14 protein-coding genes and 1 riboswitch are annotated in these 15,372 nt (G+C 71.6%); of the genes, 8 read left to right on the top strand and 6 right to left on the bottom strand.

What is annotated here, in order from left to right; translation table 11 throughout:
* Positions 1–144: 144 nt before the first annotated feature.
* Positions 145–1,359, bottom strand: a complete 1,215-nt coding sequence (locus tag ACGFWJ_RS35535; RefSeq protein ID WP_392956842.1) for a transglycosylase family protein — start codon at positions 1,357–1,359, stop codon at positions 145–147.
* A gap of 5 nt (positions 1,360–1,364) precedes the next feature.
* Positions 1,365–1,541: riboswitch (cyclic di-AMP (ydaO/yuaA leader) on the bottom strand.
* A gap of 105 nt (positions 1,542–1,646) precedes the next feature.
* On the opposite strand from ACGFWJ_RS35535, the gene ACGFWJ_RS35540 reads away from it, so the two are divergent.
* Together ACGFWJ_RS35540 and ACGFWJ_RS35545 are read left to right on the top strand one after the other, a co-directional pair.
* On the top strand, positions 1,647–1,802 hold the full coding sequence (locus ACGFWJ_RS35540; RefSeq protein ID WP_392956844.1) for a hypothetical protein: 156 nt from the start codon (positions 1,647–1,649) through the stop codon (positions 1,800–1,802).
* A gap of 236 nt (positions 1,803–2,038) precedes the next feature.
* Positions 2,039–4,045, top strand: a complete 2,007-nt coding sequence (locus tag ACGFWJ_RS35545; protein ID WP_392956845.1) for a hypothetical protein — start codon at positions 2,039–2,041, stop codon at positions 4,043–4,045.
* 126 nt (positions 4,046–4,171) lie between these two features.
* On the opposite strand, the gene ACGFWJ_RS35550 is transcribed toward ACGFWJ_RS35545, so the two are convergent.
* Entirely contained in the window at positions 4,172–5,068 is an 897-nt protein-coding gene (locus ACGFWJ_RS35550) for a hypothetical protein (RefSeq protein WP_387645056.1), read from the bottom strand.
* A gap of 349 nt (positions 5,069–5,417) precedes the next feature.
* Between ACGFWJ_RS35550 and ACGFWJ_RS35555 the strand changes: the two genes are divergently transcribed.
* Positions 5,418–5,654 (top strand): DUF397 domain-containing protein, encoded by a 237-nt coding sequence (locus tag ACGFWJ_RS35555; protein ID WP_387645053.1) that lies wholly within the window; start codon positions 5,418–5,420, stop codon positions 5,652–5,654.
* Positions 5,655–5,801: 147 nt separating this feature from the next.
* Here ACGFWJ_RS35555 and ACGFWJ_RS35560 read toward each other — a convergent pair whose 3' ends face one another.
* Positions 5,802–6,326, bottom strand: coding sequence for an ATP-binding protein (locus ACGFWJ_RS35560; protein ID WP_387645051.1), 525 nt, complete (start codon positions 6,324–6,326; stop codon positions 5,802–5,804).
* A 418-nt stretch (positions 6,327–6,744) separates the two neighbouring features.
* Between ACGFWJ_RS35560 and ACGFWJ_RS35565 the strand changes: the two genes are divergently transcribed.
* Positions 6,745–7,611 carry a helix-turn-helix domain-containing protein gene (locus ACGFWJ_RS35565; protein WP_387645049.1) on the top strand — a complete coding sequence of 289 codons (867 nt, stop codon included), beginning with the start codon at positions 6,745–6,747 and terminating at the stop codon, positions 7,609–7,611.
* A 247-nt stretch (positions 7,612–7,858) separates the two neighbouring features.
* On the opposite strand, the gene ACGFWJ_RS35570 is transcribed toward ACGFWJ_RS35565, so the two are convergent.
* Positions 7,859–9,331, bottom strand: coding sequence for an MFS transporter (locus ACGFWJ_RS35570; protein WP_392956847.1), 1,473 nt, complete (start codon positions 9,329–9,331; stop codon positions 7,859–7,861).
* An 88-nt stretch (positions 9,332–9,419) separates the two neighbouring features.
* Between ACGFWJ_RS35570 and ACGFWJ_RS35575 the strand changes: the two genes are divergently transcribed.
* Positions 9,420–9,833 carry a MarR family winged helix-turn-helix transcriptional regulator gene (locus ACGFWJ_RS35575; protein ID WP_392956848.1) on the top strand — a complete coding sequence of 138 codons (414 nt, stop codon included), beginning with the start codon at positions 9,420–9,422 and terminating at the stop codon, positions 9,831–9,833.
* 56 nt (positions 9,834–9,889) lie between these two features.
* Here the strand turns inward: ACGFWJ_RS35575 and ACGFWJ_RS35580 are convergent, their stop codons facing one another.
* Positions 9,890–10,837: a M56 family metallopeptidase gene (locus tag ACGFWJ_RS35580; protein ID WP_387645040.1), complete on the bottom strand. Its 948-nt coding sequence runs from the start codon at positions 10,835–10,837 to the stop codon at positions 9,890–9,892.
* Positions 10,838–11,011: 174 nt separating this feature from the next.
* On the bottom strand, positions 11,012–11,560 hold the full coding sequence (locus ACGFWJ_RS35585) for a DUF5134 domain-containing protein (protein ID WP_392956850.1): 549 nt from the start codon (positions 11,558–11,560) through the stop codon (positions 11,012–11,014).
* Between the two features lie 359 nt (positions 11,561–11,919).
* Between ACGFWJ_RS35585 and ACGFWJ_RS35590 the strand changes: the two genes are divergently transcribed.
* Genes ACGFWJ_RS35590 through ACGFWJ_RS35600 form a run of 3 tightly spaced genes read left to right on the top strand, consistent with a single transcriptional unit; the run spans position 11,920 to position 15,166 of the window.
* Complete coding sequence (locus ACGFWJ_RS35590; RefSeq protein WP_392956851.1) at positions 11,920–13,320, top strand: DUF6421 family protein; 1,401 nt, start codon at positions 11,920–11,922, stop codon at positions 13,318–13,320.
* Complete coding sequence (locus tag ACGFWJ_RS35595; protein WP_387645033.1) at positions 13,317–14,087, top strand: SDR family NAD(P)-dependent oxidoreductase; 771 nt, start codon at positions 13,317–13,319, stop codon at positions 14,085–14,087. Before ACGFWJ_RS35590 ends, ACGFWJ_RS35595 begins: the two co-directional genes overlap by 4 nt.
* A complete protein-coding gene (locus ACGFWJ_RS35600; protein ID WP_387645944.1) occupies positions 14,084–15,166 on the top strand; it encodes a threonine aldolase family protein in 1,083 nt (360 codons plus the stop codon). The genes ACGFWJ_RS35595 and ACGFWJ_RS35600 overlap by 4 nt, the downstream gene beginning before the upstream one ends.
* The last annotated feature ends 206 nt before the right edge of the window (positions 15,167–15,372 follow it).

A 15,372-nucleotide genomic window follows, 5' to 3' on the forward strand; every position in this document is an offset into this window, starting at 1 on the left:
CGTTCGGCCTTCGGTCTCGGCCGAGGATAGGCCGCTGCCCCCGGAGCCGACCAGGGTCCCCGAGGGCAGCGGTGTCCGCGGTGCGGTCACCTCATGCGCGTGCGCGTGCGCGTGGTGTGCGCGGTGCGTGTGGTGTCAGGCGGTTCAGACCCGACCGGCGAAGTCCGGCGCCCAGTTGGCGATGGTCTCGGTCTTCACGCCGGACTTCGGGTTGGCGGCCTCGACGTACTTGCCGTCGCCGATGTAGATCGCCACGTGGTAGACGCCCGAGTTGGAGCCGTTGTTCGACCAGAACAGCAGGTCGCCCGGCTGCAGGCTGTTCAGCGAGACCCGGGTCGAGTAGTCGGCCTGGTCCGCGGCCACGCGCGGCAGGCTGATGCCGGCCTGGCGGAACGCGGCCTGGGTCAGGCCCGAGCAGTCCCAGCCGCCGTTGCCGGTGCCGCCGTAGATGTACGGCTGGCCGACCTTCGACAGCGCGAAGTCGATCGCCGCGGCCTTGGAGCCGGTCGCCTTGACGGCGGCGGTGGCGGTCGTGGTGGCGGTCGTGGTGGTGGCGGCGGGCTTGGCGGGGGTGCTCGGCTGGGCCGGCGCGGGGGTGCTCGGCTTGGCCGGGGCGGACTGCTTGGCGGGCGCCGACTGCTTGGCCGGGGCCTGGGCGACCGCGACGTTGCCGAGCGCCAGCTTCTGACCGGGGTAGATCATGTCCGCGCCCTCGGTGAGGACGGAGCGGTTCAGCTCGTACAGCTTCTCCCAGCCGCCCTCGACGTTCTGACGCTGGGCGATGGCGGACAGCCAGTCGCCCGCCACGACGGTGTAGCTGCCGGAGGCCTGGGTGTCGGCCTGCGGCTGAGCCTGCGGGCGGCTCTGGGCCTGGCTCTGGCGCTGCTGCGGGGCCGGCTGCTGGGCCTGCTTCGGCGCCTGCGGCTGGGCCGGGGCCTGGGCCTGCGGCTTGGCGGTGGTGGTGGAGCCCGTGGAGGTGTCGACCTGCGGGGCGGCGCCGCCCTTGGTCAGACCGGCCTGGACCGAGCACACCGGCCAGGCGCCGGGGCCCTGGGAGGCCAGCACCTTCTCGGCGACGGCGATCTGCTGGTCCTTGGTGGCCAGGTCGGCGCGCGGGGCGAACGCGGTACCGCCGAAGGCGGCCCAGGTGGAGGCGGTGAACTGCAGGCCGCCGTAGAAACCGTTACCGGTGTTGATCGACCAGTTGCCACTGGACTCGCACTGCGCGACCTTGTCCCAGGTGGCCACCGAAGCGGCGGAGGCGGTACCCGCGGCCAGGCCGGGGACCGTGAGGCCGATGCCCACAACACCAGTGGTGGCAATCAGACGGCGGGCGCGCTTGGCGCTGATGGGCAGCATGAAGAAGCGTTCCTCTCCCACGCCTGCGAGGTGAGCTGTCGGATTCGGGCTGGAGTTGCCCGGCCGCGCACACCTTTCGGCGCGCACGGCTTCACCCCAAGCCCCGGACCGGTCCGTCAGGACCGCCCCAGGGCGACTTACCTGGTTCCCCCGCCCCTGCCGCGGTGCGTCATTGCATGAGCCGGCCCACCCGGCGGCAGGATTCGGCGTTCCGGGCGAGCTGGGTCCGTGTGTCCACGAACGTGGGCAGGACATTAAGCGGAATTAAGGACGATTAGCAAATTCCTGTGACGGCCGTCACCGGGTCCGAAAAATTCGATCAAGGAATTTTGGGCGAACTCCACGGCGAGCGGCCAAACCTGGGCTTCCGTCAGGAAATTGGCGATCTTGTGCCCGTTTTGGGTGGTTATGTGGCCTGCCGGGCGAATATTCGCCTTGGCTAGTGTTTGTGACCGACCGGATGGGGAGTTATGGGCGTTCTGTCCATCTTGTCCCGGGAGCTGAAGACCCTTTGCTGACAGGTCGTGGAATTGCGGCCATCGCCCATTTCTGCCGAACTGATGGGTGATGCTACGTCAGAATGCTTAGCTGTTTCGGAAGTCGCCGATTTCCGTTGTGACAGCCATCTATGCTGCCCGCGACGATTCGGAGTCCCTGCACGTTTCGGGAGGCGGCCATCGTGGAGCAGTGGGAGAACGCGCGGCAGCAGCGGCCGTTGTCGGGGCGGCGGCGGGTGTTGGCCTGGCTGGCGGTCGGGACGGTGGCGGCGGTCGGTGGGGGAGTGGTGCTGCGGCAGTCGTTGGCCGGGGCGGAGCCGGCGGCGGGGGCGGTGGGCGAGGGCGGGCGGCGGTGGTCGGATGCCGAGGGGTGGGGCGGGAAGGTGCCCGGGGCGGGGAGTGCCGTGCGGATCACCGACAAGGTGGTGCTGGACGGTGATGCCAAGGTCGGGTCGCTGCTGATCGACACGGGTGGGTCGCTGGTGTTCGCCGGGGACCGGTCGGTGACGTTGGAGAGTGCGGGCAACGTCGAGGTCCGCGGGGTGCTGGCGCTCGCGCCCGATGCGGCGCACACCCATACCTTGCGCTTTCCCGACATCGACGAACGGCGGTTCCAGGGCGGCGGCATGACCGTCGTCGACACCGACACCGGCCTGTGGGTCACCGGCCGCGGTTACCTGCGGCTGGACGGTGCGCCCCGGACGGCGTGGGTGCGGGCCGCGACCGAGCTGAAGGCGGGGGACACCGTACTGAAGCTGGCGGTGGCGCCGGAGGGTTGGCAGGTGGGTGACGAGCTCGCCGTCACGCCGACCGCGCCGCCCGATGCCGAGGGGTTCTCCGATGCGTACGACCTGGTGACGGTTCAGCGGGTGGACGGCCCGAGCGTCACGCTGGCCGCGCCGTTGCAGCACGCGCACCCGCGGGTGAGTCTCGGTGGTGGGGCGGTGTTCGGGGCGGAGGTGCTCAACCTGACGCGTAACGTGCGGGTCGAGGGCACCGAGCAGGGGCGGGCGCACGTCCACCTGACGTCCAGCCGGCCGGCCGATGTGCGGCATGCGGTGCTGCGGCGCGTCGGGCCGCGGGCGGTGGGGAAGGAGAGTTGGAACGGGCAGCCCGTGAGCGAGCCGGTGCTCGGGCGGTACGGGTTGCACTTCCACATGCTGCTGGACACCTCGCGCGGCACGGTGGTCGAGGGCGTGGTGGTGCGCGACGCCGGAAGCCACGCGTTCGTGCCGCACAACAGTCACGGCATCACGTTCCGCGGCTGCATCTCCCACAACACCTGGGAGGACGCGTACTGGTGGGACGGCCCGATCGACACCCGCACCCCGCAGGGCCCGTCCGACGACATCGCGTACGAGGGGTGCGTCGCCTCCAGGACGGTGTTCGAACCGAATCCGCGCGGCTACCGGCTGACCGGCTTCAGCCTCGGCGCGGGCACCGGCTCCTCGGCGAAGGACTGCGTGGCCGTCGGCGTGCAGGGCGCGACCGGGGCGTCCGGGTACGAGTGGCCGGAGACCAGCGAGGGGGTGTGGACGTTCGAGAACTGCCTGGCGCACAACAACCTGGAGAACGGCATCTTCGTCTGGCAGAACTCCGAACACCCGCACACCGTCAGCCGGTTCGCCGCCTACCACAACGGCGGCTGGGGCATCGAGCACGGCGCCTACCTGAACGACTTCGCCTACCGCGCCTCGGTGCTGTACGGCAACGCCGCCGGCGGGATCGCCGTCCACGCGCTCGGGCGCGACAAGGGCACGGTGTTCGACGGGCTGCTGATCGACGCCGCCGGGAAGTCCGACTACGCGGTGGCCACCCTCAAACACCAACTCGACGGCGAACTCGTCACCCTGAGCCGCAGCCGGCTGACCGGCTACCGCAAGGCCGGGGTGGCGTTCCGGGCCACCGGGGACGGGAAGCCCGACGACATCGCGGTGCTGGACTGCGAGTTCGGCGACGGCCCCGAACTGTGGCTCGACCCGGACGCGCCCGCGCCCAAGCAGATCCTGTTCCGCAAGGCCGGACAGTCGGAGACGCTCGCGCTCGGCAAAGCCGGCCCCGGACTCGCCGCCGGACCGTGGAACGCCGCCACCAGCCCCGCCGCCGCGCCCACGCCGCCCCGGCAGGTGGAGCTGCCCGTGCTGAAGTTCACCGACGGCGCGCCGCGAACGGGGCGCGTCACCGGCTGAGGGCCGTGGGCACGGCAGAGCGCGACTGCCTGCGGCAGGCTTGATGCCCGCGCGCAGGGCAAAAGCGCGACGGGCGGGAACGCGTCGATGCGCTGCTCCCGCCCGTCGCGGTCCTCGGACGGCGCGTCAGCGCGCCGCGTGCGCCCCCGGCGTGGTGCGCTGCTCGGCGGCGGCCTCGGCGGCCTCCAACTGCTCCGCGGTGGGCTCGGGGAGCGCCGCCAGGTAGCTGGAGGCGATCAGCTGAGCCACCGTCGGGTAGGCACCGATCGGGGCGGCGCTCGGGCAGCCGGTCTCCTCGGCGGCCGCGGCCAGCAGCTCCGGGTCGGCCTCCGGGCCGATCACCAGCGGGGCCAGCGCGGGGCGCCCGCAGCCGGTCGACTTCAGGTGCTCGACGGCCGCGGCGACCGAACCGGGCACGTCCAGCGCGGCCGCGACCACGGGCACGGCGAGCCGGGCGGCCAGCAGCACACCGGTGATGCCGGCCGCGGACGCGGCCTCCTCGCCACCGGTGGTGGTCAGCACCACGCCGTCGGCGGCGGTGGCGATCGCGAACAGGCGGGCGCGGTCGGCGCGGGCCAGGTCCGCCTCGGACAGGCGCACGTGCACGGCCTCGGCCAGCAGCGGGTGCGGGCCCAGCGGGTCCAGCACCTGGGCGCCGGTCTCGGCGGCCGACTTGTGCAGCTCCGGCAGGAACTCGTGCGGCCCCGGAACCAGCGGCACCACCACCGGTGCCGGCTGGCCGGCCTCGGCGGCCGCGTTCAGCAGATCGGCCACCGTCTGGGCGTCCTCGCCGCCCAGGTAAGCGGCCGTCACCTCGATGCCCGGCTGGTCGCCGCGCACGACGGACAGCAGCTCCTCGACGACCGGACGGGTCTCCGGCCCGGCGACGGCCGGAACCGCCAGCACCAGGGCAGGCGAACCGGCCATGATCTCGGGGCGCTCGGGACGGCGGTGGCGCCCCCGCGCACGGGAGCCTGGCGTACGGACGGGCAGTGGCGCGCCCGGGATGGCTGCGGTGCTCATGCGCCGAATCGTAGGACATTGCCCAGCGTGCCTTGCAGCCGGATACCGGGAGTGGGCGGCTTTCCGCCAGGAAGTGACGGTCATCACAGCGGCAGTTGTGACTGGCTGTGAGGCGCGGGGCGGGTGGTGGGTGATCGACAACGCGCTGACGGCTGTGTGCGGACGGTCATGGCGAAGTTGGCGATTCGCCCTGCTGTGTCCGCTTACGCACCGTCAATTGTCCGGCCGTGAAGGGTTGGTGACGGCATTGGCACGTTCTTCTGCACGGGAAATTTCCCATGCTGATGCACGTGCAGCCGAGCTATCATCACGTCAAGTGAGGCATTCGCCAGGGTCTGGGGAGAAAACAATGGGTGAGGCGTACAACGGCATGGCGGCGACGGACCTCGAGGGCGTGGTCTGGCAGAAGAGCGGCTACAGCAACTCGAAGGGCAACTGCGTCGAGTTCGCCGCGCTGCCGAACGGCGACGTCGCGATGCGCAACTCGCGCTTCCCCGACGGGCCGGCGCTGGTCTACACCCGGGCGGAGATCGACGCGATGCTGCTCGGCGTGAAGGACGGGGAGTTCGACCACCTGGGCAACTAGCCCTGACGGTGTGTCGGTGGCCGCACAGACGGGCCGTCGTGGGAGATCCCGCGACGGCCTTCAATGTTTTTTTGGACCGGACGGGCCGGATGGCCCAAGTCGGGAAGGTGGCGGCCGGTTCGGCCGGAGAAGAAGGGGTGCGGGGCGTCAGGCGGAGCGGCGGTGACGGCCGAGGTTCGGCAACGGGGGTTCGGCGGCGAGCGCCGGCGCGGGGGCGTCGAACAGCGCCCACACGACCTTGCCCGCGCCCGCCAGCGGGTGCCAGCCCCAGGAGTGGGAGAAGGAGTCGACCAGGTGCAGGCCGCGACCGGACTCCGCCACGAAGTCGGCCTCGCGGGCGATCGGGCCGGAGCTGGACGGGTCGCTCACCGCGCACACCACCTGCGGGGCCCGGTGCACCAGGCTGATCCGGATCGGCAGTGAGCCGACGGCCAGTTGCGGAGTGGTCTGGGCCGGGACGCGGGACGGCTCGCGCTGGCCGAGTGCGTGCCGGAGCGCGTTGGTCACCAACTCGGAAGCCACCAGGGCCACATCGTCGAAGAGCTCGCCGAGGCCCCAGGTGTCGAGGGTGATCCGGGCGAACTCCCGCGCGGTGCGCACGGCTTCGAACCGGGGAGCGAGCGTGCAGCTGACCACATGCGGGTCGGTTGCCAGGGCGGTACCGGTGCTCATGAAGAGCTCCTCCCATAAGGGGGCGGACACGGCGGGACCCATCGGGGTCATGCCGGTCACCTCCGACTCGCTCGGCCGCTCTGCCGCCGCGTCCGACCACTGCGCGCACACGCAAGTACCCAGCGACGCACGGGCGTTGCCGGGACGGGTGTGCGGAATCGCGCTAGCTGTCGACGCGGAGCCCGCGGGGTTGCCAAGGGCGTGCAAGTGCACGTGCACCATGCTCCTCTGTGCTTACGGCAGATGCAAGAGTCGATTCACGTGCAGTCGTGCGATTGGCATATGCATGCACCGGATGCACGTGCAAGATGGTGTCTGCGTGTCAGAAGCGGTAGCCCTGCGCACCACTACCGGCACTCAGTGCGTCCAAGTGATGGCAGACTGTGCAACTGGTCTTTCCCAATGGAGGTTTGGTCAGATGACCACAGTGCAGCCCGGTGGGGGCTCGATGGTGCGCCGCATCCTCCTCGGCTCCCAGCTCCGTCGGCTCCGTGAGGGCTGCGCGATCAGCCGGGAGGACGCCGGCTACGCGATCCGCGCCTCGGAGTCCAAGATCAGTCGGATGGAACTCGGCCGGGTCTCCTTCAAGGAGCGTGACGTCGCCGACCTGCTCAGCCTCTACGGCCTGGGCGGCGGCGCCGAGCGGGAGACCCTGCTCGCCCTGGTCCGCGAGGCCAACAAGTCCGGCTGGTGGCACAGTTACAACGATGTGCTGCCGAACTGGTTCCAGACCTACATGGGGTTGGAGGAGGCCGCCGCGCTGATCCGCACCTACGAGGTGCAGTTCATTCCCGGCCTGCTCCAGTGCGACGAGTACGCCCGGGCGATCTTCGCGCAGAACCGGCCCGTGCTCGCCGACGACGAGATCGAACGCCGGGTCGCGCTGCGCGCCCGGCGGCAGAAGCTGCTCACCGAGGGCCGCGGGCCCAAGCTGTGGGCCGTCATCGACGAGGCCGCACTGCGCCGCCCGGTCGGCGGCCCCGAGGTGATGCGCGCCCAGCTGGAGCACCTGGTGGAGTTGGCCGAACTCCCCAGCGTGGTGCTCCAGGTGATGCCCTTCCGGTTCGGCGCGCACGCCGGTGAGAGCGGCGCCTTCTCGGTGCTGCGCTTCCCCGAGCAGGACCTGCCGGACGTGGTCTACCTGGAGCAGCTCACCAGCGCCCTGTACCTGGACAAGCGCGACGACGTGGACGAGTACGTGCAGGTCATGGAGCGGCTCTGCGTGGACAGTCTGACCCCGCAGCAGACCCTCGACCTGCTCCAGGGCATCCTCAAGAGCCAGTGACGGCAGGGGTTCGCGGTGCCCGGCGGGCTCGGGTGGCTGACGGAGCGTCAGTGTCCGCGCCTCGCGCGGGAGTCCGGGCCGCAGTTCGGTATCGGCGCGGTCGAGCGGATTGACCGGCGCCCGGCAAGCTGCCATGGTGACTGCGCCGCCGTCCGGATTGCCCGGTGGGCCTCGGAACCGGCGGCGCTCCGGCTCCACCAATACGGGGGTTTGGTGGAGCCGGCTCCGACATCTCGGTGGATGACGCTCAGCGCTCCGACAGCACCTCCTGCTCCAGCGGCCGGTACCGGTAGTCCGGCACGGAGCCCGGCACGGCGGCGGCGGTCTTGCGGCCGTTGCGGCGTACGGCGCCCGTGAGCGCGATCAGCAGGCCGAGCGTGGTGGTGCCCGTCACCAGCAGCAGGGCGGGCCGGTACCCCGCGAGTTGGGCGTGCGCGTCGGTGCCGCTGCCGGTGCCCGCGGTGAGTACCGCGGTGGTGACGGCCAGCACGATCGCGCCGCCCACCTGGAGCGCGGTGTTCACCAGGCCCGAGGCGAGGCCCTGTTCGTCGTCCGCCACGCCGTTGGTGGCGGCCACATTGATGGACGGGAAGCCGAGCGCGAAGCCCGCGCCGATCAGCAGCATGCTCGGCAGCACCAGGCCGAGGAACGAGCTGTGCTCGTCCAGCCGCAGGAAGAGCGCGTAGCCGAGGGCCATCGAGGCGACGCCGACCGGGAGCACCCGCTCCGGGCCGAACCTGTCCAGCAGGCGGCTGACCGAGCCGGCCGAGAGGGCGACGATCGTGCCGCCGGGCAGCAGGCCGAGCGCCGTCTCCAGGGCCGACCAGTCGAGCAGCCGCTGCAGGTACAGCGTGGCCACGAACTGGAAGCCCGCGTAGGAGCCCATCAGCGTCAGCGCCGTCAGATTCGCCCGGCGGACGCCCACGCTGCGGAAGATGCCCAGCCGCACCAGCGGGTGCGCGGTGCGCGACTCGATCAGCAGGAAGGCCGCGGCCAGCGCCGCCACCAGCAGCAGCGAGCCGATCGTGCGCAGCGACAGCCAGCCCGCGCCCTGCGCCTCGGTGACCGTGAAGACCAGCAGCAGCACGGCGGCGGTGCCGGTGATCGCGCCCGCTATGTCGTAGCCGCCGGAGCTGCGCTGCTCGCCGTGCTGCCGGGGCAGCAGCTTGATGCCGGCGAGCAGGGCGATCAGCGCGATCGGGACGGGCATCAGGAACGTCAGCCGCCAGCCGGCCGACGTCAGCAGCCCGCTGATCACCAGACCGAGCGAGAAGCCGGCGGCGGAGCAGGTGGTGTAGATGGACAGCGCGCGGTTGCGGGCCGGGCCCTCGGCGAACGTGGTGGTGATGATGGAGAGGCCGGCCGGGGCGGTGAACGCGGCGCTGACGCCCTTCAGGAAGCGGGCGCCGATCAGCAGCGGGCCGCTGTCGACCAGGCCGCCGAGCAGCGAGGCGCCGGCGAACACGGCCAGGGCTATCAGGAACACCCGGCGGCGGCCGAGCAGGTCGGCAGCGCGGCCGCCGAGCAGCAGCAGACCGCCGTAGCCCAGGACGTAGCCGCTCACCACCCACTGCAGGGCGGAGTCGGAGAGGTGCAGGTCGGTGCCGATCGAGGGCAGGGCGACGCCCACCATCGAGACGTCGAGGGCGTCCAGGAACATGGCGGCGCAGAGCACCACCAGGGCGCCCCAGAGGCGTGGGGTCCATCGCGTGTCGGTCATGGCACCGTACGCTACATGCATGTGCATGGGATGCAAATGCATTTAATGCGGCTGCAACACATGCGTACGCATGTGCTAACGTGGCGGCGTGACCGACCTAGATCCGGATCGTGACCCTGCGGCGGAGACGGCGCTGGCCGAGAAGTGGCGCGCCGTGCTGGCCAGCCATGCGGCCACGTCCTGCGCGATAGACCGTGAGCTCGGCGAGGCCTTCGGAATCGGCGTCAGTGAGTTCGAACTGCTGGAGCGCCTCTGGGAGTTCGAGCAGGAGGAGCACCTGGCGGGCTCGCGCGCCCAGGTGCTGTCCGGCAGCGTGCACCTCAGCCAGAGCGCGTTCTCCCGGCTGGTCGCCCGGATGGAGAAGTCCGGCCTGGTGCAGCGCTCGATGTGCGCGGACGACCGCCGCGGCATCTTCATCACGCTCACCGACGAGGGCCGCGAGCGCTACCGCAAGGCCCGCCCCGTGCACCGCCGGATCCTCGCCGAGACGCTCGGCCAGTAAGGCCAGTAAGGCCAGTAAGGCCAGTAAGGCCGGCGGGCCGGCGGGGCGACGGACGCTCAGAGCAGCGTCGACAGCCCCGGTGCGGCCGCGATCAGCGCCGCCGCCACCGGAGCGGCCAGCGCCGCCAGCGTCCAGCCCAGCCGGGCCCGGCGCGGGAGCCGGGGCTCGCCCAGCAGCAGCCGGTCCACCCGGGCGGGGGACTGCGCCAGCTGCCGCGGCGGGCAGGACGCGAACACCTCACTGTTCAGCTCCGCCAGCGCCAGCGCGGTGGTCACCCGCCCGTGCCGGCGGGCGGCCCGGTCGTCCGCCGCCAGTTCCGCCAGCACCGCCACCTGGTCGCGGAACTCGGAGAACACCCCCACCCCCGGAAAGCCCGTCGCCAGCGCCTGCGCGCACTGCGCCAACCAGTGGTGCCGGGCCCGGACATGGCCCCGCTCGTGGCTCAGCACTGCCGCCAGTTCCCGGTCCGACAGCTGCTGCAACGCCCCCGTGGTCACCACCAGCCGGGCCCGCGGTCCGGGCAGCGACCAGGCCTGCGGCCGGACGTTCTCCAGCACCACCAGCGGCTCCTTGGCCGCCCGCCGGCGCGGCAGCAGCGAGGCCGGCAACTCCGGCGCCCGCCGCGCCAGTTGGGTGTGACGGTGGCCGCGCTCCGCGCGCGCCGAACGGATCTCCCGGGCCAGCGACAGCGCCGTCCACACCCCGCCCGCCGCCAGCACCGCCGCCGACAGCCGACCCCAACCCTCGCGGCCCGCCAGGCCGTACGCCTCCACCACCCCGTCCGGGGCGCCCGAGAAGACCACGTCCCGCCAGGCCGGAAGAGCGGCCGCACTCGCCAGCAGCAGGCTCAGCCCACAGCACAACAGCACCGCGACCACCAGCATCTGCCACACCAGCAGGGCCAGCACCGGTTCTCGCTCGGGCCAGCGGGCCCGGGCCAGGCGGCTCGGCGCCACGGTGGCGAGCAGCAGTCCGAGCAGGAGCAGGCTCAGCAGTGCCGTCATGGCAGGGGCTCCCCGAGGCGGGATTTCGAGGCGCGGCGGTGCGCCTGCCCCCCAACCTATGCCGCCTCACGCCCACGGGGAACGGCCGGGAGCCTCCAGTGACCAACACCACGTCGCCACAGGGTTTCGGACGCCCCGTCAGCCACTCGGGGCGGAGCCAAAAATGGCGGTGCTTCACATGGTCAGCAGCATCGCGAACATCCCGATCCCCATCGCGGCCCGGCAGGCCCGCGGCAGCGGCGCCGCCACCATCGCACCGTCCGCCGCGATCACCCGGCTGCCCTCCCACAGCGCGTACCCGCCGAAGTACACCAGCAGCAGCCCCGTCACCATCGGCAGCCCGGCCGGCTCCCCGTGGTGGCCGGCGTGCCCGCCCGGTGCGCCGGCCGTCATCGCCAGCGCCATGTACGCCATCGCCAGCGCGCCGATCCCGTGGTGCAGCCGGTGCGCCCGCAGCCCCGCCCCGCGTCCGGCCAGCGCGCCCACCAGCAGTGCCGCGGCCAGCAGTGCGTACGGCCAGCCCCAGGCCACGCCCGGCAGCAGTGCCATCCCGGCCATGCCCAAACCCATCGCGGCCTCCAGCAGGTCCGACTCCCGGCGGGCCGGCCGGTCGCCCCCGCAGGACGCGTCCTTCCGTCCTTGCCGCACCCGCCACCCGCAGTAGCCGCCGCTTCCCGTGGCCAACGCGGCCAGCAGCCAGTTCACCAGCGCCGGACCGTGCATCGCGTCCCCCTCCGGCCGGATGTGCGCCCACCCCACGATCACCGACCCCGACCGGGCGCAGCAGGGCGTGAACGGGGGCGCACCGAGGCTCGGCCGGGCCCGTGCCGGGCGTGCGAGCGGCTCCCGCCGCGGGCCGTGGTGACGGACTGGTGGTCCCCGGTGGCGGTCCGTTCGGGGGAGGGGCAGGGTCGGGCGTACCGGAAGCGACGCCGGATCTGTCCGTTTCATCCATCACGTCAGGGAGCGGAGCCGATCGCGCTACGAACCGGAGTGTCCGCCGTCAACTTGCTCTTGAGCCGGAAGACCTTTCGCGTTTAACGTGGTCTTGTCGAAATAACTCCTGTCGAAGTGAGCCTGAGATGCAGAATCTTTCGCCGACTCTCGCGGCTGCGGGTGACGCCCCCACCGCCGACCTCGCCGCGCACCCGGCCTGGCTGCGCCTCAAGGACGCTGTCGAGGCCCTCCGGCCCCTGCAGTCCAAGGACGGCTCGATCGACCTCGCCGCCGTGCCGCGCCCCACCGTCGACCCGCTGGTCGAGACCGTGCAGGCCGCCGTCGCCGAGCTCGCGCCGTACTTCCCGCACGACGCCGAGTACCTCGCCGCCGTCCGGGCCGACCTCGGCAAGTGGGCCGACACCGGCTACCGGGAGCCCGACTTCCTGGACTCGCTGCTGGCGTTCCGCCCCGAGGAGCACCGTGTCGACGGGATCGGTCACCTGGTGGTCTTCCCGATGTACACCCAGAACGGCAACCCGGACCGGAACCTGGAAGCCGTCCTGCTGAAGGTCGTCTGGCCCGAGTGGATCGCCGAACTGGAGCGCACCCGCTTCGACAACCCCGGCTACCTCGGCATCACCTTCGACGACTTCACCGCCGGCTACGACACCAACTCCGCGGTGCTGTTCCCCGAGACGGTGGCCGTTCGCGAGGCGCCGTCGCGCTTCACCTGGGGCGGCATCTTCTGCGACCGCGAGGCCGCCCGCTTCCGCACCGTCTCCACCAGCGCCGTCCGCCAGCTCGGCCTCGAGATCCCGGCCGACGCCGAGAGCCTGCTGCAGGACCAGGACCGCACCCAGCAGACCTTCGTCCTGTGGGACCTGGTCCACGACCGCACCCACAGCCACGGCGACCTGCCCTTCGATCCGTTCATGATCAAGCAGCGCAGCCCGTTCTGGATGTACGGCCTCGAAGAGCTCCGCTGCGACCTGAACACCTTCAAGGAGTCGGTCAAGCTGGAGGCCGAGGGCTACACCCAGGGCCGCGACGTCCAGTACGCCGTCCTGTTCGACCGGATGTTCCGCTTCCCGGTCACCGGCGACCGCGTCCGCAACTACGACGGCATGGGCGGCCAGCTGCTCTTCGCCTACCTGCACAAGCACGACGCGCTGCGCTGGCGCGACAACCGCCTCACCATCGACTGGTCGCGCGTCGCCGACGTCACGAACCAGCTCTGCGCCGAGATCGAGACCCTCTACCGCGAGGGCATCGACCGCCCCAAGACCGCCCACTGGATCGCGGCCTACCAGCTGGTCTCCAAGTACCTCACCCCGCACCCCGCCTCCACCTGGGCCAAGGGCCCCGAGGCGCTCCCGCTCGACCTCGGCGACGACAAGGCACTGCGCAAGGCGCTGTGCGACGCCGTCCACCCCGACGAGTTCCCGCTCAGCATGTTCTACGAGGCCCTGGCCAAGAAGCTCAGCCGGGTCATCGCCGACACCAAGGGCATCACCAGCGCCGACGTCGAGGAGATCGCCGCGTGACCACCGCACCCAGCACCGACAACGGCCGCCCGCTGGCCGGCAAGGTCATCGCCGTCGCCGGAGCCAGCGGCCCCGCCGGCCAGGCCACGCTGCGCCGGCTCGCGGCTGACGGTGCCACCGTGATCGGCGCCGACATCGACCAGCAGCGCCTCGACAAGGCCATCGACGGCATCCGCACCGCCGTCCCCGGAGCAAAGGTCACCGGGCAGGTCATCGACCTGCTCGACCCGCAGGAGGTCCACGACTGGGCCGACCACCTCGAAGCCGAGCACGGCCACGTCGACGGCCTGATCCACCTGGTCGGCGGCTGGCGCGGCAGCAAGAGCTTCTTCGAGACCCGGATAGACGACTGGGACTTCCTGCACGACACCGTCGTGCGCACCCTCCAGCACACCTCGCTGGCGTTCCAGCCCGCCCTGCTGCGCAGCCCCGCCGGCCGCTACGCCATGGTCTCGGCCGCCGCCGCGCACAAGCCCACCGGCGGAGGCGCCGCGTACGCCGCCGCCAAGGCCGCCACCGAGGCCTGGACCCTGGCCATGGCGCACTCCTTCGTGAAGGAGACCACCGCCGAGGACGGAACCCCCACCGCCGCAGCTGCCATCCTGGTCATCAAGGCCTTGGTCAGCCCTGAGATGCGTGCCGAGAAGCCGGACGCCAAGTTCGCCGGCTTCACCGACACCGCCGACCTGGCCGCAAACATGGCGAGCCTCTGGGACCGCCCCGCAGCAGAACTGAATGGACAGCACCTGTGGCTGACAGCCCGATGACCACCCCGTTCGGCCCGACCGACGCGGTGCGGCACCACGACCCCGCCGTGCGCGGCTTCGCCAGCGACAACTACGCCGGCGTCCACCCCGAGATCCTCGCCGCGATAGCCCTGGCCAACGACGGCCACCAGGTCGCCTATGGCGAGGACCAGTACACCGAGCACCTGCAGACCGTCTTCCGCCGCCACTTCGGTGACCGGGCCGAGGCGTTCCCCGTCTTCAACGGCACCGGCGCCAACGTGGTCGCGCTCCAGGCCCTGCTGCCGCGCTGGGGCGCGGTGATCGCCGCCGCCAGCGCGCACATCAACGTCGACGAGTGCGGCGCGCCGGAGAAGATCGCCGGCATCAAGATCCACACCGTCCCCACCCCCGACGGCAAGCTCACCCCCGAGCTGATCGACCAGCAGGCCTGGGGCTGGGGCGACGAGCACCGCGCCCAGCCGCTCGCCGTCTCCATCACGCAGTCCACCGAACTCGGCACCCTCTACACGGTCGACGAGGTCCGCGCGATCTGCGAGCACGCCCACGAACGCGGCATGCTCGTCCACATGGACGGCTCCCGGCTCGCCAACGCCGCCGCCTCCCTCGGCGTCCCGTTCCGCGAGTTCACCACCGACGCCGGCGTCGACGTGCTCTCCTTCGGCGGCACCAAGAACGGCCTGCTGCTCGGCGAGGTCGTGGTCGTCCTCAACCCCGAGAAGGTCCGCGACCTCAAGTACCTGCGCAAGATGTCGATGCAGCTCGCGTCGAAGATGCGCTTCGTCTCGGTCCAGTTCGAGGCCCTCCTCACCGGCGACCTCTGGCTCCGCAACGCCGGCCACGCCAACGCGATGGCGCTCCGCCTGGAAGCCGCCGTCCGCGAGATCCCCGGCGTCACCGTCGTCCGCCCCGTCCAGGCCAACGCCGTCTTCGCGCTGCTCCCGCGCGAGGTCAGCGAGCGCCTCCAGAAGCACTACCGCTTCTACTTCTGGGACGAGCACACCGGCGAGGTCCGCTGGATGGCCGCCTTCGACACCACCGAGGCCGACATCGACGCCTTCGCCGCCGCGATCGCGGAGGAGATGGGGCGTCAGGGCTGACGGCTCTGCTCTGCTTGTTCTGCGCGACGGCCGGTTCGGAAGGCAACTTCCGGGCCGGCCGTCGGCGTCTCCGCGGTGGGGCCGGCGACGGTGGCTCCGGAGGAGGCGGGCAGGTGTTTGCGCCTGGGGCGGATCCGGCGTAGTGTTCACTGGTCGCTCGGCAGGGAGCACCGGACACGCAATCTGTGTGGACGGTCCCGGGGCGG

Source organism: Kitasatospora sp. NPDC048407, from assembly GCF_043200475.1.
Lineage (GTDB): Bacteria > Actinomycetota > Actinomycetes > Streptomycetales > Streptomycetaceae > Kitasatospora.

Bases quoted from the DNA above. Each gene is read 5' to 3' on its own strand.
- ACGFWJ_RS35535 (WP_392956842.1), bottom strand. From the start codon at position 1,359: ATGCTGCCCATCAGCGCCAAGCGCGCCCGCCGTCTGATTGCCACCACT.
- ACGFWJ_RS35550 (WP_387645056.1), bottom strand. From the start codon at position 5,068: ATGAGCACCGCAGCCATCCCGGGCGCGCCACTGCCCGTCCGTACGCCA.
- ACGFWJ_RS35555 (WP_387645053.1), top strand. From the start codon at position 5,418: ATGGGTGAGGCGTACAACGGCATGGCGGCGACGGACCTCGAGGGCGTG.
- ACGFWJ_RS35560 (WP_387645051.1), bottom strand. From the start codon at position 6,326: ATGAGCACCGGTACCGCCCTGGCAACCGACCCGCATGTGGTCAGCTGC.
- ACGFWJ_RS35565 (WP_387645049.1), top strand. From the start codon at position 6,745: ATGACCACAGTGCAGCCCGGTGGGGGCTCGATGGTGCGCCGCATCCTC.
- ACGFWJ_RS35570 (WP_392956847.1), bottom strand. From the start codon at position 9,331: ATGACCGACACGCGATGGACCCCACGCCTCTGGGGCGCCCTGGTGGTG.
- ACGFWJ_RS35580 (WP_387645040.1), bottom strand. From the start codon at position 10,837: ATGACGGCACTGCTGAGCCTGCTCCTGCTCGGACTGCTGCTCGCCACC.
- ACGFWJ_RS35585 (WP_392956850.1), bottom strand. From the start codon at position 11,560: ATGCACGGTCCGGCGCTGGTGAACTGGCTGCTGGCCGCGTTGGCCACG.
- ACGFWJ_RS35590 (WP_392956851.1), top strand. From the start codon at position 11,920: ATGCAGAATCTTTCGCCGACTCTCGCGGCTGCGGGTGACGCCCCCACC.
- ACGFWJ_RS35600 (WP_387645944.1), top strand. From the start codon at position 14,084: ATGACCACCCCGTTCGGCCCGACCGACGCGGTGCGGCACCACGACCCC.